Source organism: Luteimonas sp. MJ250, from assembly GCF_039548455.1.
Lineage (GTDB): Bacteria > Pseudomonadota > Gammaproteobacteria > Xanthomonadales > Xanthomonadaceae > Luteimonas.
Genome location: NZ_JBCLVB010000010.1, coordinates 369,203 through 392,485, shown reverse-complemented (window position 1 = coordinate 392,485; position 23,283 = coordinate 369,203). Strand labels below are relative to the sequence as shown.

Here is a 23,283-nt window from a genome sequence, read left to right as displayed (position 1 = left end):
AGAATCCACCCAGTAGGCAGCGTTCAAGGGGGACGCAGTGGATGTCACGGTTTGGCTGGCCTGCAACGGGCATCACCTCAAGGGCAGCCTGTACGAAGAGATGTTCGTCCAGAACGTCCTGACACGCGTCCGAGAACTCGATTTCCGCGCGCTGAGCGCCCAGTACCGTTTCATGGACGATGACGGACGAACCCGATACTGCGACTTTGTGATCCAGGAAGGAGAGGGGGTCCGGATCGCGATCGAGGTGGACGGGTACGACAAGCGCGGCACCGGCCACGGGATGTCGCGCAGCGACTTCCTGGACTGGCAGCGGCGGCAGGCAAGCCTGGTGGCCCAGGGCTGGCGGGTGATCCGGTTCGCGAACGTGGATGTAAGGGACAACGCACTGCGGTGCGCCGAGCTGCTCGGTCTGTTGCTTCGCGACGAGCGATCGAAGGAGTCGCACTCGCGAAGCCTTGAACAGCGAATCCGTGAGCTGGAGACGGCGCAGCAGTTGAAGGTTGCCGAGGAGCGCGCCAGCTACGGGGAGGAGCGCAAGGAGCTCGAGCTGCTGAAGGCGGAGCTGGTGCAGGCCAGGCAGACCCGGAAGCTGTCGCAGGAAGAGAGCAGGCGGCTTGAGGAGCTTGAGCAGGCCCAGCTGCAGGTCAAGATGCTGGAGAGGGAGACAAACATCATGAAGACCACGATCTGGGCGTTCACGCTGCTGCTTGTTGTGGTGCTGGTCCTGGTGTTCCAAGGCCGCGTCCCGTCGAATGATCAGGCAGCAGCCACACGTGCCCAGCCTGCGCCTTCATTGGCAGGCAGCTCCTGTGGGCAACCGCTTCCCTGGGGGATGGCCCGAGACCATGTAGGCAAGGTGGTCGCGATAGCGGGACCCGTGGTTCGGGTCGGCATTCGCGATGACGTGCGCGGGCGGCCGGTGTTCATCACGATGGGACAAGCGTTCCCTTCCCGGCAGCGGGTGGACCTTGTGATCTGGCAGGACACGCGCTCCGAGTTTCTCGCTTTGCTTGAGCAGGGCCTGGAAGGCCGCGACGTTTGCGCGTTCGCCGAGGTCGGCCAGAGGGACGGGATTCCGCAGCTGGTGCTCAGGGACCGGAGTGAGCTGAAGCTGAGGTAGGGTCTTGTCACTCGGCGAAGCCGCTTGCTGCCAACGGCTAGCTGTGTAAACCCAGGACGTTGTTCAGTGGAAGCTGGATGCGGCTGATTGGGGGTTGGTAGCCAAGGCTGGCGTGCGGCCGGTGCCAGTTGTACTGGTGCAGCCAGCGAGGCTACTTATGGGGTGTCTGCGGATTGGGGAAGCTTACGGTTGGCTTTCCGCCTGCACGAGAACGCGATGGTCGTCCCCGGCGAGCTACTCGCGCTCCAGCCGCGCAAGCACCTCCGCGGCATGGAACACCCGGTTCCTGCGCTGTGTCGGTTCCGTCAGGATTTTCCGCTCCACCAGCTGGTTGATGGCGCGGCTGGCGGCCACGAACGAGATACCGTGCGCATCGGCCAGCTTGTTGACGGTGACGACCGGGTGGCCCAGCAGGTAGGTTGGCAGCAGGTGCGCGGTGGCATCGGCTCGCAGCCCGCCGAGTCGGCCCGCCCAGTCCGCCCGGATCAATTCGAGGTCGTTGGCGATCGCAATCGCGCTGTCGCAGGACTCGGTCACGGCGCGGCCGAGCAGTCTCAGCCATGGGCTCCAGTCCCAGCGCAGCTGGATGTCAGCCAAGGCATCGTAGTACGCGCGCCTGTGCCGCAGCAGGGTGCCGGACAGGTACAGGGGCGGATAGCCCTCGGCCGCCAGCATGACCGGCATGAGCAGGCGCCCGGTGCGGCCGTTGCCGTCGGCGAAGGGGTGGATGGTTTCGAACTGCGCGTGCGCGATGGCGATCTGCGCCACCGGCGACAGGGTCCACTGTTCATCCTCGCGGGGTGCGTACTGGAGCATTGAGGCTTCAAGCTCTTCCATGCACGCGGTGATCCGCGCGGGCGGTGCGGGAACGAACGTGGCGTTCTCGATCCGCCCGCTGCCGATCCATGCCTGGATGTCCCGGAACTGGCCGGGACGCACGGCTGCGGGCGCGTCCTGCATCAGGGTGCGGTGCATCGCCCGCACCAGGTCCAGGTCCAGCGCCTGGCGGGCGCCGGCCCGGCGGACGGCGCCGAGGCCGAGATCCAGTGCCTGTACGTAGCGTTCCGTCACCGTGGCGTCGGCGGGCAGGCCGTCGCTGGAGTGCGTGGCCTCGTACTCGAACAGCTCCTGCAGCTGCGTGCGCGTGCCTTCGATCTGCGAGCTCTGCACCGCTTCGCGACGTGCCAAGGTGCGCGTGATCATGTCCACGTTGGGCAGGTGGCGAGTGGTGGCCTTCAGCCGTTCCAGCGCCAGCATCGCCTCTGAAAGCTCCCGGCCGACCGCGGCCCCCTCGGGCAACCGGCGCAGGGTGGGCGGGGCGACCAGCGCGTGGCAATGTGGGAGGTCGTCGCACTTGACCAGGTGGGAATGCAGCTTCGGGGCGACGTCGGATCTGCGCATGAGGGTGAGCCAGGGTTTAATAGGCTAGGCTGTTATTAAACTATAAGCCGGCATCGTTGAATAACGAAACCACTTGTTCAACCTTGTGAGGCGCGTTCCCGCTCTGATCAATCTGTCCGACCACCAGTCGCTTCGATGAACTGCCGGGCCAGGGTTTCCGCCGATACCCGCAGCAGCGTCGCGTTCACCTCCACGCGAACCGGCCGGTGTCCGGATGGCCGCGGGACAGGGCAACGCCATGCTTTGCGAGACGCTCGCGGAGGAGGTCCGGCGCGACCCCTGTCGCTGTCATGAAGAAACGGCTGGTGCCCTGCGGGAGCTTCTCGAACGAGAACCGGCTGTCGTCCTGCAGCAGTGCAATCAAGCCGTCAGCGACCTGCCAGGATTTCGCGTAGTCCTCCAGGTAGCCGTCGACGAACCGCAGGGCTAACGCGGCCGCCGGCCAGGCGTGGGGCAGGGCGCCGCGCCGAGCAGCCGGGCGAACTTGCGCTCCAGTTCACGGATGACGCCGCCCTGTGAGTAGTAGTCGGGTTCGAAGCCGTCCTCTGCCACGACCTCGCCCAGCAGGGCTGCGTACTCGGCGGGGCTGAGCCCAAGCCCGTCGGACGCAAAGTTCACACGCTTGGACAACGTCGCCGTGGCGTTTGCCGTGGTGGGTGTGCCGAATGCGGACAACATCGGCGACGCGGCGGCAGCTCCACTCACGCCAAGGAAGCGGCGACGATCCATGTGTAGTCCTCAGGACAGGGCGTGGCGGCAGCGACGGCTATCGCCGCGTACGAGCCACTGGCGCCTGGCCCGATGTGGGCTTGAGACTTGTGGCGCGCTTCGCGCCAGGCAGCACGAGCCCCCGTGTGCGCGAACGGTTGTTGTCGGGTCGGACGTCCTCCCCGGCAAAGAGTCTCGCGTCGACCCATACGTGATTGAGCGAATTGGCGTCGATGCCCGCAAGTGGCAGTACCAGCGGCAGGTCCGCCCCCGCTGCGAGCGGTGGCAGGAAGCACGTGATGCGGACGCCCGCGTTGTCCCACGGCTGGGTGTCGCACCCCTGTGGCAGCTTGCCGGCCTGGACGCCGCCGCGACGCGCCTCGAGGTCGACCTCGAGGAAGACGGACGCCGTGGTGATGCGATCGCCGTCATTGCCCAGCCGAATGGTGGCGGCGGCTGCATCCACGGTGGCCCTGACGCGCGGGTCCGCTCCCGGAACGTCCGCGCGCCCCGGAAGGAGCTGGAGTCCGCCGATATGGCTCGCGGACACGATGTCCAGAAGGCCGTCGCCGTTGAGGTCGCCCTTGTCCATCGCATGGGGCGAACGCGCCGAATAGCTGGAATATCGCTCCTCGATCTGCAGGTTGCGACCGTTCGACCTGTACACGCTGATGTCACCCCAGCCGGGATGCGGCACGATCAGGTCGAGGTCGCCGTCTCCGTCGAGGTCGTGGAAGAACAGGTTGTCGGGGAGGTCCAGGGTCCGGAGCGAGGGGAGCTGCTGGAACCGTCCGCCTGGCCTCTGTATGACCAGCGCGACGACGGGGTTGAAGTACGAGTTTGTGTGCTTGCCGATGGCGTAGTCCACCAGGCCGTCGCCGTTGAAGTCGGCAAAGGCGGGCGTGGAAGGCATTTCGCCGCGAATGGGAACCACGCTCGAGCGGCTGGCGCCGGTGAAGCCCGTCGCGTCCCGCTCAAGGATCCGGATCCTGTCGTCTTCCAGGAAGGCGATGTCGAGGTCCCCGTCGCCTTCGGCATCCACCAGCTGGAAGTAAGACATGAGGTAGCCGGGGTAGGACGTCGCTTTACTTACTCCACCGGCGCCATCGCCGTGGAGGATGACGAAGCTTCCGGACGAGGCGGCAATGAGGTCGCGATGGCCGTCGCCGTCGAAGTCGTCCGCGGCGAGGTCGCTGACGGGTTCGGCGAACACCACCTGCGTCGTGAATTGCAGGCCTCCGCGATTGGTCAGTACCCAGACGCCGTCGTACGCGCCGACCACGATGTCCGGAAGGCCGTCCGCGGTCATGTCCACCAGGCGGATGACCTCGTTGAACAACGGTGGATCGTCCAGGGCGACCGTGGCCGGGGTTTCCAGGGTGCCATCCGGGCGCTGCAGCGAAATCCTGACCGTAGTCGGCTCGTTACCGTTGCCGCGGACCAACATGACGATGTCGTCCCGACCGTCGCCATCGACGTCCCCGACGGCGATGGCATCGGCGATGATGCCGGGAAAGAGTTGTTCGCCGGGCCCGAACGCGGCCAGGGCCGGAAGCGCTGCGAAACACAGCGCCAGGGCGAGGAAGGCGGTGCATCCACGTATGGCCTTGATCCGCCCACTGTTGGTGGATTTCCGATGGCTGTTCTGCGATACCGCCCGGTGCCGCGCGCCACGTGCCCGGTCATCGGTGTCATTCATCGACATCGTCCGCTCCCCTGATCCCCGCGGGAAGCATACAGCCCCTTGGTGGGGCGGCCACTTCCCGTCTGCCGCCGCGCCGCACCGATGCCAACGTCCCGACTGGGCGGAGAACCCCGACAGCCCCAAGCGCAACCTGCGCTCGGCTTCCACGCCTACGAGCACCAGTGGGCGGCCGCCTATGCCCGGCTGGCGCCGAGCCTGGTGAATACGAGTGAGGAAGTGGAGCGGGCGGTGCGGGCGGTGCGGGAGATTTCCGGGTAGGGCTCACGCCCAGTCGTAGGTGATCGTCAGGCCGTCGTCGCCCAGGTTCGCGTCGATGCCTTGCTCCCGCATCTCCGCGACCATCGCCTCGGCGACTTCCGTGTCCTTCATCACCAGCGTGCCGCGTTGGCCGAGGTCCTCGTGGCTTACAGCCGGGTCGGTGCGGATCGCCAGGCTCCAGTAGTGCTCGCCGTCGTCGACACCCTCGCCGTTGTTGGTGAAATACACCTCGCCGGTCTCGGTGTTGTAGATCTGCTGCGTCATCTGGATCTGGCTGTCGCCCGGAGTCCTTGCGGAGACTTATGGGGAAAACCCTGAGCGGCGCCACTTCAGCGGCAACGCTCGTCCAGCTGCACCCACCCGTTCGGGACTTCGCGGAACCGCTTGCCACCGACGCAGCGTTCGCCGGTAGCCAACGGCCGGAGCGTGCGCTGGTGTGGCCGGCGCGGTGTAGCCGGGCGCGCCGGAGGTGGCGCTGCCAGCGTGTCCTTCAGCTCTTTCTCGAACTTGTCGAACTCCACGCCGATAGCCTGGAGACCTTTGTAGATTTCCCAGCGCACGTACAGCCCAGTCACGATGCTGTGCGCCAGCAGGCCGACGAAAATGCCAAGTGCGATGCGCCACCACAAGCCCGCGTACGGGGGTGCGTCTTCCGGTTGCGACCTGGGGCGCGGCTTGCGGAATTCGATGTCACTCACGTCGACCGAGCCGATGCTCGGCTCGTCGCGCACCTGTCGATTCACCGCTTGATCTCGAACACCGCCGACACCCGCTCGGTGAAGTCGATCGTCGGCTGCAGGTAGCGGCCGCTGTCGATGCGCGAGCCGGTGACTTCGATGCGGTCCCGCGTGGTGTTGCCGTAGCCGTGTGACTGCATCGAGTTGAGGCTGTTTTCGCCTTGGACGACAACGTGCGAGGCGTTGGGGAGCGGGGTGCCGGCCAGCGCGGTGGCGGACAGCAGGGGGAGGAGGGCGGCAATCATCCATGGACGCATGTCGGGCTCGCAGTCAGTGAGATGGAACTTGATGCCTCGCGCCGTCTGGCGCGCCTCAAAACTATATGCGAAGCAGCGGCTTTGCCGACGCATGCCGCATTAGCGCTGGCGCGTGCGGACATCCAGCGAGTACGTGCTGCACATCGGTTCGGAATTGCTGTTTGGCGCAGTGTTACGCTGGCTACGCCGCGCGCGGACGCACCGTGCGCTCGATCTCGGCCAGCGTGGCAAGTGTTTTCAGATCGTAGACATTCTGCAGCGCCAACCACGAGGCGGCATCGCCGCCGAAGTGGCGCGCCAGGCGCGCGGCGGTATCCGCGGTGATGCCGCGGCGCTCGTTGACGATCTCGTGGATGCGCGTGGCCGGCACGCCCAAGGCGATGGCCAGGGCATTGGCGCTCAGGCCCAGCGGTGCCAGGAACTCCTCGCGCAGGATCTCGCCGGGATGGATGGCACGCATGGCATTGATGGGACGGGTCATGGCGGTATCTCAGTGGTAATCGACGATCTCGACGTCGGCCGTTTCGCGGATCGCGCGGAACGGCCGTGGGCTTCGCCCGGCGAACAACGCTTGCGTGTGCCGGCAGCGGAAGGACTGGATCATTACGTGCACCGTATTACGTTTGTCGTAACATTTCAAGTTGCGGATCATTCGACCGACCGATGGGCTGGCAGAGCCGGTAGTTGGTCTTGACGCCGCCGCCGCTCAGTTTTCGGAGACGATTTCCGGCATGAGGATCACCAGTGGCTCGCACGCGCTGCGCGAGCACCCCAGCAGGCGGACATCCTCACCGGAGCGCCAGGTGCTGGTGCCCGCGCCATTGATCTCGAATGTCCACTCGCGGCCTTCGGCCTGCAGGCGGCCGTTGATCGAGCACGGCAGCCAGTGGAAGTCGTGGAGCCGGCCTTCCGGAAGCTGCTCGCTCAGGCCAAAGAAGGCCTCTGCCTGATGATGGTCGAGCGACCAGGCACCACATGCGTCCGCTTCGGCCTGGGATGCCCGGGAAGCGTCTGTGGGTTGGTAGCGGGCCGGTGAAATTTCCAGCACGTTGACGTCTGTCAGGGAATCAGATGCCCGGGGGCTGGCGCTATCGTTGCGGGCCTGCGGCTGGCACGCGACCAGCATCGCCAGCATCAGGAGCCAGGCCGGGCGCGGCAGGTGCGTAAAGGCCGGCGCCTTCGCCGGGTGTCTTGCGTGAAATTGCGTCATGTTCGTAAACATCCTCGTCGGTCAGTCCAAAGTTGCGCTGCAGGGATTCCATCAGGCGGTTGATTGCGGCGGCCTGTTCGGGCGTCGGCTCGTCCCAGCGCTGCGTCGCCGGGTGATAGCGGCCGACCACTTCGATGCCGATGCTGTCGGCGTTGCCCGGATAGCGTTCCGGGTAGGGCCGGCTGGATTCGATCCGGCTGACGGCGCGCACGGCGGGGCCACGCCATTCAGTCTGGCCATTGCGTGCGGCATCGAGTTCGCGCCGGTCGTCCGCGAGGGGGCATCAACGCTTGGTGCAATGGCCCCCTGGGGCAATGCCGAGCCTAGTCTGTTCTGGCGTCCAGAAACCTCGCCATGGTCGCGAATCCGCGTAGGGACTTCCCGGAGTGAAGTTCAATGCGTGCTCCGAGGCTCTGCGCTGCGAGGGTCGCTTCGCCTGCACCAGGGACTCCGGCTTACCGCACGATTTCAAACACCGCCGAAACCCGCTCGGTGAAGTCGATCCTGGGCTGCAGGTACCGCCCACTGTCCATGCGTGAACCCGTTACCTGGATGCGATCCAGCGTCGTGTTCCCGTAGCCATCCGCCTGCATCGAGTTCAGGCTGTTGATGCTGTACACCGGCCCGAGCCGGCCGCCAAAGGCCACGGCCAGGCCGCCGGCCTTCTCGCGGGCATCCGCCACCGCCTGCGCCCGGGCGTCTTCGCGCAGGCGGGCTTCCTGGCTGGACTTGAAGCTGACGTCCGAGACATCGGTGAAGCCCGCTGCCAGCGCGGCGTCCATCCACGCACCCAGCCGCTCGAGGTCATCGATGCGCACCTTCACTTCGCGGCTGGCGATGTGGGTCGTGGGCAGGAGGCGGTCGTTGTCGTCGTAGTCCTCGGTCTCGCGCAACGCGAGGTCGGAGGCGGTGATGTCGTCGGCTGCCACGTCGTAGTCGGGCGCGACCTTGAGCAAGGCAGCGACCGCGCGGTCGACCAGGTGCTTGGCTTCGCCTGCATCCGCTGAGCGGTGGCGCGCGACCATGGACACGGTGGCCGAGTCGGGCGCGACGCTGACCAGACCTTCGCCCTGGACGACCACGTGCGGTGCGTCCGGGAGTGGCGTGCCGGCCAGGGCAACGGCGGAGAACAGCGGAAGGAGGGCGGCGATCATCCATGGGCGCATGGCGGTGGCTCGTGTTGTTGAATGCGAGAAATGTGCAGGTGATGTGCGCGGCCCAGTGCAGCGCCGTCAGCGCCCGTGCTGCGCCGTCAGTCCGATCACGTCGCTCCAGAGCGGCACCAGCGTGTCCATGCTGCGGCGGAGCGCGGCGGCCGATTCGGGCGGCAGGGTGGCGAAGGGATCGCCTTCCAGCTTCGCCTTCCACTCCGGCGCGGCCTCCAGGTCGATCGAGCGCGGCGGGCCGATCTCGCCCTTGAAGTTGAGGATGGTGAACACCGGCTCGACCTGCTGCTCCACGGCGCGGTACTCGTCGACCGTCATGCCGGCGGCTTCCAGCACTTCGCCGGTTTCACCATCGAGGTCGTGGATGCTTATGGTCACGCCGTAGTGGGTGCCGCGGCCGGGGCGACGGATGATTTCGGCCTGCTTGGCGAGTGCGCGGCCGTAGGCCTCGAGGTTGGCGTTGGTCAGGGCGGTTGGGCGGGCAGCGCTGTCCTTCGCGTTGGTGGCGTTGGACGACGCGGAGGGCGCGGTGGCGGTCGCGGCCTCGTCGGCCGAAGGCGCGCAGGCCGTGGTGGCCAAGGCCATGCCGAACAGGGCGGCCAGGCAGGCAGCGGCGGATCGTTCCATGATGTTCTCCGGGGTGCGTGAGCAGACCTTAACGCGAAACCCCGCGGCGTCCGGCAACGCGCGACGTCGCCCGGTAACGACGAGCAGTCGGCGCGCACCGGGTGCTGTGCGCGTGCGTGAGTTCTAAGCCGTGATAGAAGGAAGTGGAAGATTCTTGCCGACAGGGATGAAATGCATGGACAGGACGCACGGATGATCCGCGCCGCCACACTGTGTGCCGCGTTGCTCATGACGGCAGGCGCGTGTGTCGCATCGAACGCCGCTGGTGTCCGCCATGGCGTCGAGTGGTTCGATGGCGCTGACGCGACGCCGCTGGCGCGCGACGGGGTTGAACAGCTGCTGTCCCGACCGTGGCCCGATGCCATCGATGTACAAGGCGAGTCTGCGGACGGAGAGCGCACGCCCATGGCGCTCGAATCCTGCCGCGACTACCTGGAGATCGCGGACCTGCGGCCTCGGCCACTCGCGGGCGGGACGACGCTGATGATTTTCCAGGCGCGGGCGCTGGACTGCCAAGCCATGACGCTGGCGCTGGCGGCGCAGCCGGCCGCGATCTCGCACCTGCGCACGCTCGCGTTCGACGAAGGCCTGCCGGACCGCCTGCCGTGGCAGGTGGCCATGATCACCTCGGGTTCGGAGGCGGAGCAGATCGCGGCCGAGCGCCCACATGCCACATGGAGGCAGGCGCTCTTCGGACCGCTGACGGAGTTCTCGCCCTGCGGAACGCAGTGCGCACGCTACGGCGATCCCGCCCAGGAGCAGGCGGTGAGCCTGGTGGCGCGCGGTGACTTCGACGGCGACGGTATCGAAGACATGCTGCTCGCCTCGTCCGACACCGCCAAGGGCGGCAGTTACCACGCCGTACGCATGTTCCTGCTCACCCGTCGGCAGCCCCGGGGCAAGGTGGAGCTGATCCGGGAACTGGCGTACTGACTGCCGCCTGCGCAAACGCGGGAGCGCGGCATACCGCACGCCGGCCGCTGGCATCATGGCCGAGGAGGTGTCCATCCGGCCCGGACACGACGCAAGGAGCAAATACATGACGAATTGGATCTGGTTGGCACGCATTGGAAGCGGCGTCCTCGCAGTGGCACTGGCAGGCTGCGGCGGCAACGCGGCGCCGGACGACGCGGCGGGGTCGGAGGCGGCTGGCGCTTCTGCGGCGGCCACGTCCGCATCACCGGCTGCACCCGCGGGTACGGCGCCTGCACGGGAGGCCGGACCCGCGTCCTGCGGCGTGCTCTCACTGGCCGAGGGCGCGAGCATCACCGCCCATGACCTGGCCGACTGCCTTGTCGACTATCTCGCCTTTGCCGGTTCCGGCGCCAGCGAGATGACATCCGAGACCGGATCGTCGCGCATGGTGTGGCGCATGGGGGACGAGTACGAGGCCTACGCCGAGCTCGACAGCGGTGTGCGGATGACCAGCACCGGCGGCGCGGCGTGGGTCGACTTCGGCGACACGGGCTGGATCAAGGCCGACCCGACGGTGCCGGGAATGGAGGCCGCCTTCGGCATCGTCGAGGCGTGGCGCGAAGCGACCGCACCGGAGGTGGGGCGCCTGATGATCGCGGCGGCCCCGCTGTGGGAGGTCGGGCCGTGGGGCGACGTCGAGCTGCCTGACGGCACGTCCCGGAACCTGGCCAAGGTGAGCGCGGCGGCGCCGTTCAACTGGGGCGGCGCCACGGTCCATGCCATGACGCTCTGGATGGAGGAACCGGGCCGCGTCATCCTGCAGCAGGCAACGGCCGGCGCTGCCGGATTCACGGCGACCAGCACCACCCATTTCACCCAGTGGGGCGGCGAGGTCGAGATCCCGGATCCCGCGGCGAACTGACCCGGGGCACCGTTCTCGCCCGATGGTCCTGCCGGCGCACTCAGCCCCGTCGCCGATGCCGTCGTCATGTCGCTGCCCGTACGATGCCGCTTCTTCCATCACGGTCATCGCCCATGCGCCAGGTTCCTTTTCTGCTGTTGGCCGCCACCCTCGTTGCCTGCACCGGCGGTGCGCCGGTGCGGCCCGACGCGCCCGGTCCAGGCACGCTGCCCAACGTGCCGGTCGCCAGCGTCGACCTCGAACGCTACGCGGGTACGTGGTACGAGCAGGCGCGCCTGCCGATGTACTTCCAGCGCAAGTGCGCCTCGGACACCACCGCCAACTATGAGCTCAACGCCGACGGGACCGTGGCCGTGGTCAATCGCTGCCGCCGCGAGGACGGCGGCCTGCAGGAGGCGGAGGGCGTCGCGCGCATGGTCGATGGCCGCACGTCCACGCTCGAGGTCCGCTTCGCGCCGGCCTGGCTGTCGTGGCTGCCGGCGGTGTGGGGCGACTACTGGGTGATCGCGCTGGATGAGGCCGACTACCAGTGGGCGATGGTGGGCGCGCCGAAGGCGGACTACCTGTGGATCCTCTCGCGTTCGCCCCGGTTGGACCCGGCGGTCCTCGAAGGCCTGCTCGCGCAGGCGCGCGCGATGGGCTACCCGGTGGACCGGGTGCTGACGACGCCGCAGTCCGGAGAGCGGTGAGCACGGACTCCTGCTGGAGCCGGGGAAGTGGAGCGAGCGGTGCGAACGGTGTGCTTCAGCGCTGGCCGGTATCGGCACGAGCCCGCAGCGGCGCCGTTGCGGCCATGACCGTGCGGTTGCGGCCGCTGCGCTTGGCCTCGTACATCGCGGCGTCGGCGCGCGACAGCCACTCGGCGGCAGTTTCGCTGGGGCGAAAGGGCGCTGCGCCAAGCGAAATGGTGACCGGGATCCCGCCGCACTGCACCTCGCGTTCCACCGCCTGGCGCAGCTTTTCAGCGACCTCGCGGAGCGCGTCGGGGCCGGTGCCGGGGAGCAGCAGCCCGAACTCCTCGCCGCCAAGGCGGTAGAACCGGTCCTGCGCGCGCGTCCTGGCCTGCACCAGCGCGGCGATGGCGCGCAGGACCTGGTCGCCGGCCTCGTGGCCCAAGCTGTCGTTTACCCGCTTGAACAGGTCGATGTCGAAGACCAGGAAGCCGAGCGGTTCACCGCTGCGGGTGCTTGCTGCCATGGCGATGTCGAGCTCGGCATCGAGCCCGCGGCGGTTGCCGGCGCCGGTCAGGGGATCGCGCAGGGCGGCCGCCTGGAGCCGCGCGCGCTGGATTTCGGTGCGCGACGCGAACACGAACGAGAACAGGCTGACCATGAGCGCGGTTGCAAGGAAGGTGAGCTGGTCGACGGCGGTGGCCAGGTCGTCGTCGCCGATCAGCACGCCTGCGATCACGACCGAGGACAGCAGCAGGGCGCGCACGCGGCTGACGAGCAGGAAGTTGGCCACCAGCACCGGGAACACCCACAGCACGCCCGACGGCTGCACCTCGCGCACGATGCCCACGCAGAACACGCAGTACATCGCCGCGATGAAGTTGGAGGCGCCATTGGTGCGGCCGGTGCGCCAGGCATGGGCCGCGCCCGATGCGATGCAGGCCATGATGAGCAGCCCCAGCGTGCCCGCCACGGGCTCGTCCACCAGGAAACGGCGGATCGAGAAAGGAACCACCACCAGGATGGTGATGGTGCTGAACAGCATGACGATGCCGAGGTGGAAGTCGGCCTTGATCCTTTCCTTCCACATGAGGGGGTTCGTCATCGCAGCGCGTGATGTCCGGAACGGGTGCGCCGGTCGTGGCTTTTGCCGGTCTCCGGACTGCTGGCGGCCTAGGTTAGATGAAGGTCCGGGAGACAGCGTCAAGGCTGGTCGGCCCCGGCGGCGCGCGGTACTGGCACGGTTGTTGCATGGCACTTCCCCGGCCTGCAGGCGCAGCGTTTGACGCCCCTGCCGCCTTGGACCCGGGGACCATGCAAGTAAACGACATGCTGTTCAGCTACGTCATCGGTGGATTCGGCGCCTGGGCTGCCGCGCTGATGATGCTGGTCGCGGCGCAGGGCGAATACCTGCACCGCGGTGCGCTGTCGCGCTGCGCGCTGGGCTTTGGCCTGCTCGGGGCGGGCCTGGTGAACAGCGGACTGTCCGATCCCGGATTGCGCTGGCCCATCCTCACGCTCGCACTGGCGGCGGTGGTGGGCACGGCGGTGATCTACCGCGCGCTGCGCCAGCTGGTCGGTGCGCGGCCGACCCGCATGCCCCGCCTGCTGCTGGAGGTCGCGGTGCCGTGCGCGGCGCTGCTGCTGGCCTGGACGGCGGGGCCGCGCAGCTTCGCGCTCACCTTCCATGTGCTGTGCCTGGTGGTGTCGCTTGGAATTGCCTGGACAGTGCGCCGGGCGCTGGTGGCACCGCGCAATGCCGCCGAGGCCGCGGTGGCGGTGACACTGCTGGTCTATGCCGGCACCTGGATGTTCGCGTTGTACGCGGCGCTGCGCCACGACGGACCCGAACACCGCAGCCTGCTGTACGTCGAGCCGCCGTTCCTGGCCGGTTATGCCGTGCTCTACGCGCTTCTGCCGCTGCTGGTCGGAGTGCTGGTGTTCAACCTTGCCAATGCGCGGCTGTACCACCGGCTGCGCAGGTACGCCGATACCGACGAACTCACCGGCCTGATGACGCGCCGCGCGCTGCTCCAACGCGCGCCGGCCTGGCAGGCCGACGTGCTCGCGCGTGGACGCCGGCCGGTGGTGCTGCTGCTGGATGTCGACCATTTCAAGCCGATCAACGACACCCACGGCCACGAGCGCGGCGACGAGGTGCTGCGTGCGGTCTCCAGCCGCCTGGGTGGCACGCTGCGCGCCGGTACACCGCTGGCGCGCTGGGGCGGCGAAGAGTTCCTGGTGCTGCTGGATGCCTCGGGCCTGGCGCAGGCCGGCGCGGCGGCTGAGCGCCTGCGGGCGGCAGTGGCCGACAGGCCGTTCGCCTTCGACGAATCGCGGCTCTGGGTCACCACCAGCATCGGCGTGGCGGAATGGCCGGTCGGGGTGGATCTCGCGCAGGCGGTCGCCAGGGCCGATGCGGCCCTGTACAGGGCCAAGCGCGAGGGGCGAGACCAGACCCGGGTCGCCGGCACGGGCTAGCCCCGGCCTCAGGGCTTCGCCCTGTTGACGGGCTTCTGCAGTGCAGGCGCGGGCAGCCCGGGGGCGACGCGGCGCGAGGCGGTGTCGGCGTTGTTGGCCAGCTCCACCTCGTGGGTGAGCGTGGTCGTCATGGCCGACACCGAGACCTGCGCGCGGCGGTCCTGCGCGGTGATCCGCAGCGGCACATGCATCCACTCGCTGTCATTGCCGGCCAATACCGCACGGCTGCACGTGAAGCGGATCGAGCCCGCATCGCGATGCTCGACCGGACAGGACACCGTGGCGTCGGCGAGCTGGCCCGCCGAGACCTTGATCGTGACCCGGGTTTCCACCGCTTCGGCGCTGCGCTCGCCCAGGTTGGCGAGGTGCAGGGACAGCAGTCCCTCGTCCAGCCGCGCGTCGATCGCGAGGTCGGCAACGGTGCTGCAGCCCTGGCCCCTGTGGATGACCAGCCCGGCGTTGTAGTTCGCCACGGCCACGTCGGGGCAGCCATCGCCGTCCAGGTCGCCGATGCCCATGCCCTGCGTGTTGTGGTGGGTGGCATAGGGGCCGTTGAGCACCGGCCCGGGTTCAAGGCCGGTGGCGCCCTGCAGGAAGAAGCTGATCGCGCCGCCTCCGTGCAGGATCAGCAGGTCGTCGCGGCCGTCGAGGTCGAGGTCGCGGCCCAGCATCGCGTTGGGGTATTCCGCGGTCGCGAGCGTGCGGTGGTAGACCAGCGCGCCGGTGTCATCCTGGAGGTACAGCTTCACTTCGGCGTGGCCGCTGGAGATGGCAAGGTCGTCGCGGCCGTCGTTGTTGAAATCGCCGACGCCAACGGCGTCGCCACCCCAGACCCCTTCGGTGGGATCGATGACCAGCGGCCCCGCGAACGCCGGTGTGCCATTGTTGAAATAGACGTAGGCATTGGTGATGCCCTGGCCGGACTGCACCACGAAGTCCAGGTGTCCGTCGCCGTTGAAATCACCGACGTCGAGGTCGTTGTAGCCATCGGCGGGCGTCGGCAGGGACACGGATTCACGGATGCCGCCTTCGCCGTTGCCCATGTAGATGACGGCACCTTCGCTCCAGGCGTGGGCGACGACATCCAGTGCGCCGTCGCGGTCGGCATCCAGCAGCACGACGTCATTCACCCGCAGGGGCGTGTCATGGGCGTGCATGGTCGAACGCACGACCGGACGCAGGCGGGCCTGGTCCCAGTCGATGATCATGATCCCGCCGCCATGTCCCAGGACGATCTCCTGCGCGGCGTCCCGGTCCAGGTTGCCGATCGCAAGCCCGGTCGTGCTCGCGTAGCCGTAGGGGAACCGCAGCGGCTCGGCCACGGTGCCATCGGCCTGCTGCAGGTAGACCAGCAGCTGGTAGTCGTTCGCTTCGTCGAAGTAATACGTGGTCGAGACCACCACGTCGTCGCGCCCGTCACCGTTGACGTCGCCGACCGCGGCGGCGTCGGCCCAGCTTCCGATGGCATGGATTTCCGGCGCTGCCAGGTTGTAGGCGGCGTGTGCGGCAGGCGCGGACAGCGCGAGCGCCACCGCGAGAAGACTGGCAGCATTCATGATGTTTTGCCCGATAGATGGATGTACGGCGCGTCGCAACAGGCAGGATCCAACAGCCCCTTTCCTGTTACCCCCGGGCAAGAATACAAGCCGCGGGTCACGAATGGCGATCCGACGGCGTCATGGACGTGGGCACGGCACAAGGCAGCAGCCAATGAAAGCAAGAGGCATGATGCAGTCGATTGCGTGGGCGGTGGCGGCGCTGGTGGCGCTGCCCGTGATCGCGTACCTGGCACTGTTGGGCATCAACCGGCACGACGAGCCGCCGTCGGCAGACGCCGAGCAACTGGTCGCCATGAAGCGTGATCGCCCGCTGCTGGCCGATGCCGCCAACGGCTACATCCATGCGCTGGGCATGGCCGCCGGCACGGACGTGGATCCGGTGGCACTGGGCGGCGCCCGCAATGCATACATCGAAACCTTCGTTTCAACATCGGCCGCGGACGGGAATCCGTCGTTGCCCGGAAGGAATGTGGATTATCGGGCCGCGCGGAGCCCGGGGGTCGTTGCCCTGGCCGCGGCATGCCGCGAGGACGACCGGGCATGCGCGAAGGCACTGGACGCCGATCCAGGCGCGCTGGCGCAGTGGCTGGCGTCGGAGCAGTGGTTGCTGGACCGGTACCGCCGCATGCTCGCCACCGTGGCCTGGCGGGAGGCGATTCCTGGCGATGCCAACGCGCCTCTGGCCGACTACCTGCACGCCCTGGAGGGCCAGAAGCTGCACCTGCTCGCCGCGTGGCAATCTGCGCAGGCGCGGGATCCCGCGGCGGTGCGGGATCTACTGGAGCAGGATCTTGTGTTCTGGCGCGAGGTGCTGGCGTCGTCCGACCTGTTGATTTCGAAGATGGTCGCGGTGGCTGCGGCAAGGCGCAATTTCGCGTTCGGCAACCTGGCCCTGCGCGAGCTTCCGCAGGAGCTTGCCAACGCCGCCGTGCCGCCGTCCTGGCGACAGCCGCTGACCCTGGCCGAGCGCTCCCTTGCGCGCGTCCTTGGCGGAGAGTGGCAGGTCATCGCTGCCTCGCTGCGCATGGTCATGGCGCCCGAAGCGCAGGCCGGTTCGGCCCGGGGGCTGGCCGAGCGCTTGCAGCGCCCCCTGTTCCAGGAGCAGGCAACGCTCAACCTGTTCGCCGCGCGCCTGGTGGAGCTGGGCGCGATGTCCGAGCTGCCGTACCCGGACGTCGCCCAGGCGCTGGATGGGCTGCCCGGGCAGCATGACAAGTCGCTGCCGCGGCTGCGTCCTTACAACCTGGCCGGCAGCGCGCTGGTGTCCATGGAGCCGCCGGGCTATGTGAACTACATCGCGCGGACAGCCGATCTCGAAGGCGAACGGCGCGCCCTGCTGCTGGCCGCGACCCTGCGCGGCGCCGGCACGCAGCGCGACGATATGGCGGCCGCCGTGCGCGACGCGTCGCTACGCAGCCCCTACGACCAGGCCCCCTTCGAATGGGATGCCGACAGCGGGGCGGTGGTCTTCAGCGGACTCGGGACACGCCTGTCCACGCCGCGAACGGCCTGGCGGATTGCCGTACATTAGTCGGCCCACAGCCAGCGGACGCCGCATGCGCAAGCTTCCACCGAATCCCGACGAGCTCGGTCGCCTGGACCTGGACGACATCCTCGGTACCATCAACGAAGAGGTGCGCAAGCGCTTCGGCGAGGGCGAGGTGGCGGACTACATCGCGCCGCTGGCCGAGGTGCCAAAGGACCGCTTCGGCATGGCGCTGGCGTTGCTGGATGGCAGGGTCCACGAGGTGGGGGATTCGCGCGAGCGCTTCTCGATCCAGAGCGTGTCCAAGGTGCATACGCTCACGCTGGCGCTGCAAGCGGCCGGCGACCAGCTGTGGACGCGGGTTGATCGTGAACCTTCGGGCGACCCGTTCAATTCACTGATCCAGCTCGAGCTGGAGAAAGGAATCCCGCGCAATCCGTTCATGAATGCCGGTGCCCTGGTTACTGCGGACGTGGTGCTGTCCGGCTATCCGGAAGCGGAAGCCACGCTGCTTGCGTTCATGCGCGCGCGCTCGGGCAATCCGGAGGTCGGCACCGATGAGGTGGTGGCGAAGTCGGAGCGCGAAAGCGGCTATCGCAACGTGGCCATGGCCAACTTCATCCGCAGCTACGACAACCTGCACAACAGCGTGGAGGACGTGCTGGCTTTCTACTACCTGCAGTGCTCCCTGTGCATGGACTGCGTGGACCTGGCCCGCAGCGTGCAGTTCCTGGCCGATGGCGGGCGCTGCGGGGCATCGGGCGAGCAGGTGACCACGTCCGAGGGCGCCACGCGCATCAATTCGGTGATGATGACGGCGGGTACGTACGACGCCGCCGGCGACTTCGCCTTCTATGTCGGCCTGCCCGCGAAGAGTGGGGTCGGCGGCGGCATCGTCGCCGTGGTGCCGCGGGTGATGGGCCTGTGCGTGTGGTCGCCGGGCCTGGACGAAAAGGGCAATTCGCTGCTCGGCCGCTATGCGCTGCACCGTTTCACGCGAATGACAGGACTGTCGATGTTCTGAACGCCTGTGGCCTGGAGTTGCGTTGCCCTGGCCGGCTGACGCTAAACTGCCCGGCATGGCCTTCAACGTCCGCCAGATCTTCGCCGCACTCAACGAGGCCCAGCTGGACTACGTCGTGGCGGGCGGGCTGGCGGTCATCCTGCACGGCTACCTTCTTCGAAGAGATGGTCGAGCTGGCGTATTGCAGCGGTGCGCTCGCTCCGGAGCGGCTGGCGTTGAGTGACCGGGAGTCTTTCCCGATCCTCGAATTCGCCCATGCCGTTTTTCTGGAAGGGCGCAACACCACGGTGCGCCGGGGAACGCGCTGGCATGGCGTACCTGCTGCCCGGCTGCGGCTCGAGGATGGCCGCCTCTCGCCGCCGGTTGCGCTGGAGACCGAGCTGAAGGTGTTCCGCGATATCGGCGAAGACGCGCTGCGATTCGAGCACGATCCCGCCTGCCGCACTCCGCAGGGACTGTTCGCCCAGATGGGAATCCACTATCCGGGGTTCAGCGCGGACGAGACCGTGACCCTCTGTCACTTCTGTCTCTGATCGGCTTCGACGCAATGGTCGCTACCTTGGCGTGTGGCGTTCACGGCGCCGAAGTGCGAAGGCGCATGCCACTGCGGAAAAAGTGCGTTTCCGCTGTCAGCGCCGGAACCAGCTGTGCAGGCGCACGAGCAGCAGTTCGAAATCCGTCAGCGCCGCGCGCTCCGCGCGCAGCCTCACCGCCTCGGCCGGCGCATCGGTGCTGATGTCGTCGACGCCGAGGTCCATGTAGCGCGCCATGCGCACCGGGTCGTTGACGGTCCAGGCCTGCAACAGGTAGCCGCGGCGCCGCGCGTTTGCCACGGCCTCGATGTCGATCTGCAGATGGTTGAGACCCAGCATGTCGAAGTCGGTCCGCCGCGCCGTGCCCGGCAGCGCGGCATTCGTGAGCAGGGCCAGCCGCGCCCGCGGGGCCGCGGCGCGCGCAGCGCGAACAAGGTCCGGTGACAGCGATGCGAGCATGACCACGTCTTCGTGGCCGCCGCGCCGGAGCTCACACAGGGTGGCGTCGAGCAGGGCCTGCGCGTTGGCTGCGTCGGGCTTGAGCTCGACCAGGGCAAGCGCGCGCCGGTCGATGAAGGCGAGGGCCTCGCCGAGCGTTGCAATGCGCTCGCCTGCGAATGCCGGATCGAACCAGCTGCCAACGTCGATGTCGCGCATGGCCGACAGCGGCGTGTCCCCCACCGCACGTGGGTCACCGGCGATACGCTGGAAGTCTCTGTCGTGGAACACGACCACGGCGCCGTCGGCGCTCAGCCGGACGTCGAGTTCGATCGCGTCCGCCCCGGCATCGATGGCCGCCCGGAAGGCCGCGAGCGTGTTCTCCGGCGCAATCAGGGCCGCGCCGCGATGCGCTGTCACCGAGACATCCCTGCGCAGGTTCATGCTCGTCACGGCGATCGTCGCCTGCACCAGCGCCACGACCAGGAACGCCATTTCGGCGCCCCACACGAGCCGGGCTGGACGGGGTGGAGTGGCGGGAACCGCGCGGGCGCCGCGCGCACCGCCCAGGCGATGGAACAGCGCGCGCACCAGCAGCGTGTTCAAGGTGGTGCCGAGCAGCAGCACGCCCAGCACGGTGGCGGCGTAGAGCGTGAGGTAGGCCACCATTCCGGCACTGACCAGCAGGCGATGCTCCGGGATCCAGTCCAGCAGCGGGGTGGCCGCCCGGCCATAGAGCTCGGTCACGATCAGCGGCATGGCCGCGACGGTGAGCGCCACGCCCACCACCAGCATCGCGATGCGCAGGTGCCGGCCACGGGTGAGCCTGCGGCTGCGGAGCAGGGCGGCCACCGGCGACAGGCCTTCCAGCACCAGTGCCGGGGTGGCGAGCAGCCATCGGAAGTAGAGCGCCGCGTGCAGCAGCAGGCCGATTGCAAGCACGGGCAGGAAGCCGCCGAGGAACCACCACAGCGCGGGCGGGCGCGCCGTCACCACGAAATAGGGATCGTAGCTGCCAAGCAGCAGCCGGTAGAGCACGACGCCGATCGCAAGCCAGGGGACGGCCAGCAGCGCATGGGCGAAGACCTGGCAGGCCGCGAGCACCGCGAGCGGACCCGCGCGCCGCAGCATGCCGACCAGTGCCGCCGCGGCCGTGCGGTAGCGACAGCCGTGGCTTGCCGAGACCAGCAGCATGCCGGCCTGCTGAAGCATGACCACGTACCAGCTGAGCGCGCCCGCCAGCATGAGCCAGCTGAGCGCCAGCAGGTTGTCGCGCACGCCGTCGAAGTCGCCGGCGAGCGGCCGTTCGATCCAGTGCAGGAGCGCGGCCAGTGACCAGGTGGTCAGCGGCGCGGCTGCCACGGTCGCGAAGGCAGTGAACAACAGGTACCAGGCCAGCATCGGGCGCAGGTGGCGCCGCAGGTCGCGGCGGATGTCATGGACCAGGATGCCGCGCAGCAGCAGGCTGTCTTCAGATGCAGTCGACGCGCCCGCGCCGCCGCTGTCCGCCCCGCTCCGATGCATGCCCGGTTCCTTCCCCATTCCACGAGTGTAGACAGGCTGGAGGCGGTGCAGCGGCAGCGGTTCACCACGCGCCCGTCCTGGCAGGCGCCGGACCGGGAGCGACTTTCGACGTCTGCTGCAATGCAAAATGCACAACTGTGCATTTTGTGTACAGTCGTTCAGGAGCTGTCCGGAAATCCCTTGGGGGACGTCAGTCCGGGGTCATGTGTCGGGAAGCTCGGGTCGAGTTGCTGCTTGGTTGTCCGCGTTCCAGTGGTCCAACAACACACTCTGGGGAAACAGACATGAATCGCATTGGCAGGATCGCAATCTGCATCACGCTGGCCACGGGCATGGCCCTGGCCGGCTCCGCCGTTGCCGGCAACGTCGGCAAAGCCGGCAGCGTCAACACTGGACCTTCGGAGGGGAACGTCAAGTTCTTCCTGGCGGATCCGGAGCTGGGCCTGGTTGGCGTCTACAACGTCAACGGCACCGAACTGTATTTCGAAGCGCGCAGGGCACTGGACGAGAAGACCGGTGCGCCCGGCGCATTGAGCGTTCGCGTCATCGACGCCGAAGCACGTACCCTGGCGCTGGGCGGCGAGCCGTATGCGAAGCACTGGGCGCCGCAGGCCGGCGAGTTCACGGCAAAGGACGGTTCCGCCTATACACAGCTGCTGTCCGGGCTGGGCGATGCCCTGGGGGCGTCCAACCTGCACGCCTCGTTGTCGGCCGAGAAGTCCGCGTTGGCGGCGTTGGCCAGACAGGCGGCCGGCGCGTCGGGCTACCCGCTGCGCGCAAACGTGGACGTCATGACATACGCCGCGCCCGATGCCGCGCAGGTGTCCGACTTCTATCTGCAGTCGGCCAGGGATGTTGGCCTTGACCGGCAGAAGAACGGCGAACTGGTGGCAAACCTCGGCAACGGCATCGAACTGCGGGCTTCGCAGCAGTTCGTCGCCGACGAACCCGACGCCGAGGGCCGCATGGGTCGCTTCGATACCTATTCGATGGTGAAGGCGGGCGATGGCTATGTCATGGCGACCGAGCTGGGCGGCGATTCGATTCCCCAGGGCTGGTCGGAGGCCATGGAGCTCGACAATCGCCGCGAGCACCATGCGCTGGCCGCGGACTTCGGCCGCGCGGCATCGGCCTTGAATGCGCTGGCCTACGGCGCCAGGAGCGAAGGCACGGCGCTCAGCCAGGATGACGAGCAGGCTTCAATGCAGCGCCTGGCGCAGGGCCTGGCCACGCATCTGCTGCCCGTGCGTGACGAGGCGACAGCAGACAGGGACGTCACGCGCGCGGCCGGCGGCCGCTACCAGACCTACATCCAGGTGTGGCGCAAACCCTTTGTTGTCATCGCCGAGCACTCCGGCACGCGGGTGGGCAAGTGGCGCTACAACAGCGCGACCTCCAGCGTGAAAACCCACCAGGGCTGGACCAGCTACTGCAACCACGGCACCTGTGCGGCGTCGAGCCCGATGACACACAAATGCACGTTCACCGGGCCGCGCCTGACCTACTACCGCGTGCCTTCGCGCCGGTCCGACGCAGGCGGGCACACCTGCTCCACGGGCTACTGGGCGGTCGCGATGGGCGGGCGCCACAACTGCCACGACGATTCGTCGGTCCAGGTCAGGGCGGTGCGTGGACAGGCCTATTCCGCCAACTCCGGCCGCTGCAACGATTGGCTGGGCTGGACGTACGCGCCGACCTGCAGCGCGCAGTAACGGGCGAGGGGCCACCGGTCGAAAGTGCCGGGGGAGAGTGCAGGGCGACGGCGCTGGACGGAAGTCCGGCGCCGTTTGTCCTTGGGGTCAGGCGACGGTCGCGGCGGCGCCGGTGCCGGCGCTGGCGTGCATCCCGCGCGCGCCCACGACGATCATCTTGACCATCGTGGTCAGTTCGTCGATCTGCTGCCGGTCATGCCCGGGCGGGAGGTCCATCGCGCTGGCGCCGACGGCGAACACCAGGCGCGTGATCGCGCGCGCCACCAGCTCGGGCGCATGCAGCGGGATGCCGGTGGCCTCCGCAAGGCGGACCAGGTCCACCTGCAGTTCTTCCTCGAAGAACCTGAGCTGCGCGTCCACCGCCTGCTTGTAGGCATCCGAACCGGCCAGGCCTTCCCGCAGCAGCAGGTGCAGGAATTTGTCGTCGGCGCGCAGCCGGTCGAAGAATGCCTCCACCGAGCTGCGCACCACGCCGCGGCCGCTGCTTGCGCGGCGGCGCGCCTGGCCGATGACGGTGCGCAGTGAACTGCCCGCGCGGTCGATGAGGGTGACCGCCAGCTCGTCGATGTCGCGGAAATGCCGATAGAAGCTATTGGGCGAGATGCCCGCCTCGCGGGTGACCTCGCGCAGGCCCAGGGTGGACACGCTGCGGTTGGGACCAAGAAGCGCAAGCGCCGCCGCGATCAGGTCCTCGCGGGTGATCGAGGGCCTGCGGCCAAGGCCGCGACGGTTGGGTGCGTTGGAAGAGGGCACGGTGCAGACGGCAACTCGGGCGAAGTGCCGCCATCATCGCTCAAACCGCCGCGTGGCGCGCATGCGGTGGGTG

At 68.0% G+C, this 23,283-nt stretch carries 24 protein-coding genes and 1 pseudogene; 9 read left to right on the top strand and 16 right to left on the bottom strand.

Going from position 1 to position 23,283, the window contains the following annotated elements; translation table 11 throughout:
- Window positions 1-37 precede the first annotated feature (37 nt).
- Entirely contained in the window at window positions 38-1,123 is a 1,086-nt protein-coding gene (locus WCE37_RS05460) for a hypothetical protein (RefSeq protein WP_343278461.1), read from the top strand.
- 37 nt (window positions 1,124-1,160) lie between these two features.
- On the opposite strand, the pseudogene WCE37_RS05455 reads toward WCE37_RS05460, so the two are convergent.
- From WCE37_RS05455 to WCE37_RS05400, 12 genes and pseudogenes are all read right to left on the bottom strand, one after another.
- Window positions 1,161-1,271, bottom strand: a pseudogene (locus WCE37_RS05455) (IS481 family transposase); the annotation flags it as partial.
- A gap of 86 nt (window positions 1,272-1,357) precedes the next feature.
- Window positions 1,358-2,524, bottom strand: a complete 1,167-nt coding sequence (locus tag WCE37_RS05450) for a Fic family protein (RefSeq protein WP_343278460.1) — start codon at window positions 2,522-2,524, stop codon at window positions 1,358-1,360.
- A 426-nt stretch (window positions 2,525-2,950) separates the two neighbouring features.
- Complete coding sequence (locus tag WCE37_RS05445; RefSeq protein WP_343278459.1) at window positions 2,951-3,253, bottom strand: hypothetical protein; 303 nt, start codon at window positions 3,251-3,253, stop codon at window positions 2,951-2,953.
- A gap of 37 nt (window positions 3,254-3,290) precedes the next feature.
- Complete coding sequence (locus WCE37_RS05440; RefSeq protein WP_343278458.1) at window positions 3,291-4,937, bottom strand: VCBS repeat-containing protein; 1,647 nt, start codon at window positions 4,935-4,937, stop codon at window positions 3,291-3,293.
- Between the two features lie 261 nt (window positions 4,938-5,198).
- Complete coding sequence (locus WCE37_RS05435; protein WP_343278457.1) at window positions 5,199-5,459, bottom strand: hypothetical protein; 261 nt, start codon at window positions 5,457-5,459, stop codon at window positions 5,199-5,201.
- Between the two features lie 65 nt (window positions 5,460-5,524).
- Window positions 5,525-5,938: a hypothetical protein gene (locus tag WCE37_RS05430; RefSeq protein ID WP_343278456.1), complete on the bottom strand. Its 414-nt coding sequence runs from the start codon at window positions 5,936-5,938 to the stop codon at window positions 5,525-5,527.
- Window positions 5,935-6,177 (bottom strand): hypothetical protein, encoded by a 243-nt coding sequence (locus WCE37_RS05425; RefSeq protein ID WP_343278455.1) that lies wholly within the window; start codon window positions 6,175-6,177, stop codon window positions 5,935-5,937. The genes WCE37_RS05430 and WCE37_RS05425 overlap by 4 nt, the downstream gene beginning before the upstream one ends.
- Window positions 6,178-6,370: 193 nt before the next feature.
- Window positions 6,371-6,670, bottom strand: coding sequence for a HigA family addiction module antitoxin (locus tag WCE37_RS05420; RefSeq protein ID WP_343278454.1), 300 nt, complete (start codon window positions 6,668-6,670; stop codon window positions 6,371-6,373).
- Between the two features lie 225 nt (window positions 6,671-6,895).
- Window positions 6,896-7,324 carry a hypothetical protein gene (locus WCE37_RS05415; protein ID WP_343278453.1) on the bottom strand — a complete coding sequence of 143 codons (429 nt, stop codon included), beginning with the start codon at window positions 7,322-7,324 and terminating at the stop codon, window positions 6,896-6,898.
- Window positions 7,278-7,610, bottom strand: coding sequence for an N-acetylmuramoyl-L-alanine amidase (locus tag WCE37_RS05410; RefSeq protein ID WP_343278452.1), 333 nt, complete (start codon window positions 7,608-7,610; stop codon window positions 7,278-7,280). The genes WCE37_RS05415 and WCE37_RS05410 overlap by 47 nt, the downstream gene beginning before the upstream one ends.
- 244 nt (window positions 7,611-7,854) lie before the next feature.
- Window positions 7,855-8,553 (bottom strand): SIMPL domain-containing protein, encoded by a 699-nt coding sequence (locus WCE37_RS05405; RefSeq protein ID WP_343278451.1) that lies wholly within the window; start codon window positions 8,551-8,553, stop codon window positions 7,855-7,857.
- Between the two features lie 78 nt (window positions 8,554-8,631).
- Window positions 8,632-9,192: a hypothetical protein gene (locus WCE37_RS05400; RefSeq protein WP_343278450.1), complete on the bottom strand. Its 561-nt coding sequence runs from the start codon at window positions 9,190-9,192 to the stop codon at window positions 8,632-8,634.
- A 192-nt stretch (window positions 9,193-9,384) separates the two neighbouring features.
- On the opposite strand from WCE37_RS05400, the gene WCE37_RS05395 reads away from it, so the two are divergent.
- The 3 genes from WCE37_RS05395 (at window position 9,385) to WCE37_RS05385 (ending at window position 11,718) form a co-directional block, all read left to right on the top strand.
- Window positions 9,385-10,125: a hypothetical protein gene (locus tag WCE37_RS05395; protein ID WP_343278449.1), complete on the top strand. Its 741-nt coding sequence runs from the start codon at window positions 9,385-9,387 to the stop codon at window positions 10,123-10,125.
- Between the two features lie 106 nt (window positions 10,126-10,231).
- Window positions 10,232-11,029: a hypothetical protein gene (locus WCE37_RS05390; protein WP_343278448.1), complete on the top strand. Its 798-nt coding sequence runs from the start codon at window positions 10,232-10,234 to the stop codon at window positions 11,027-11,029.
- 113 nt (window positions 11,030-11,142) lie between these two features.
- On the top strand, window positions 11,143-11,718 hold the full coding sequence (locus WCE37_RS05385) for a lipocalin family protein (RefSeq protein ID WP_343278447.1): 576 nt from the start codon (window positions 11,143-11,145) through the stop codon (window positions 11,716-11,718).
- A gap of 55 nt (window positions 11,719-11,773) precedes the next feature.
- Here the strand turns inward: WCE37_RS05385 and WCE37_RS05380 are convergent, their stop codons facing one another.
- On the bottom strand, window positions 11,774-12,805 hold the full coding sequence (locus WCE37_RS05380) for a GGDEF domain-containing protein (RefSeq protein WP_343278446.1): 1,032 nt from the start codon (window positions 12,803-12,805) through the stop codon (window positions 11,774-11,776).
- 209 nt (window positions 12,806-13,014) lie between these two features.
- On the opposite strand from WCE37_RS05380, the gene WCE37_RS05375 reads away from it, so the two are divergent.
- Window positions 13,015-14,181: a GGDEF domain-containing protein gene (locus WCE37_RS05375; protein WP_343278445.1), complete on the top strand. Its 1,167-nt coding sequence runs from the start codon at window positions 13,015-13,017 to the stop codon at window positions 14,179-14,181.
- Window positions 14,182-14,189: 8 nt separating this feature from the next.
- Here WCE37_RS05375 and WCE37_RS05370 read toward each other — a convergent pair whose 3' ends face one another.
- Window positions 14,190-15,737: a VCBS repeat-containing protein gene (locus tag WCE37_RS05370; protein ID WP_343278443.1), complete on the bottom strand. Its 1,548-nt coding sequence runs from the start codon at window positions 15,735-15,737 to the stop codon at window positions 14,190-14,192.
- A gap of 169 nt (window positions 15,738-15,906) precedes the next feature.
- Between WCE37_RS05370 and WCE37_RS05365 the strand changes: the two genes are divergently transcribed.
- The 3 genes from WCE37_RS05365 (at window position 15,907) to WCE37_RS05355 (ending at window position 18,783) form a co-directional block, all read left to right on the top strand.
- A complete protein-coding gene (locus WCE37_RS05365; RefSeq protein ID WP_343278441.1) occupies window positions 15,907-17,271 on the top strand; it encodes a hypothetical protein in 1,365 nt (454 codons plus the stop codon).
- Between the two features lie 25 nt (window positions 17,272-17,296).
- Complete coding sequence (locus tag WCE37_RS05360) at window positions 17,297-18,250, top strand: glutaminase (RefSeq protein ID WP_343278440.1); 954 nt, start codon at window positions 17,297-17,299, stop codon at window positions 18,248-18,250.
- 164 nt (window positions 18,251-18,414) lie between these two features.
- Window positions 18,415-18,783, top strand: coding sequence for a hypothetical protein (locus WCE37_RS05355; protein WP_343278439.1), 369 nt, complete (start codon window positions 18,415-18,417; stop codon window positions 18,781-18,783).
- A 96-nt stretch (window positions 18,784-18,879) separates the two neighbouring features.
- Here the strand turns inward: WCE37_RS05355 and WCE37_RS05350 are convergent, their stop codons facing one another.
- Window positions 18,880-20,745, bottom strand: a complete 1,866-nt coding sequence (locus tag WCE37_RS05350; RefSeq protein WP_343254139.1) for a glycerophosphodiester phosphodiesterase family protein — start codon at window positions 20,743-20,745, stop codon at window positions 18,880-18,882.
- A gap of 284 nt (window positions 20,746-21,029) precedes the next feature.
- On the opposite strand from WCE37_RS05350, the gene WCE37_RS05345 reads away from it, so the two are divergent.
- Entirely contained in the window at window positions 21,030-22,457 is a 1,428-nt protein-coding gene (locus tag WCE37_RS05345; RefSeq protein WP_343254140.1) for a hypothetical protein, read from the top strand.
- Between the two features lie 87 nt (window positions 22,458-22,544).
- On the opposite strand, the gene fabR is transcribed toward WCE37_RS05345, so the two are convergent.
- Window positions 22,545-23,210 carry an HTH-type transcriptional repressor FabR gene (fabR, locus tag WCE37_RS05340; RefSeq protein ID WP_343254141.1) on the bottom strand — a complete coding sequence of 222 codons (666 nt, stop codon included), beginning with the start codon at window positions 23,208-23,210 and terminating at the stop codon, window positions 22,545-22,547.
- Between the last annotated feature and the right edge of the window lie 73 nt (window positions 23,211-23,283).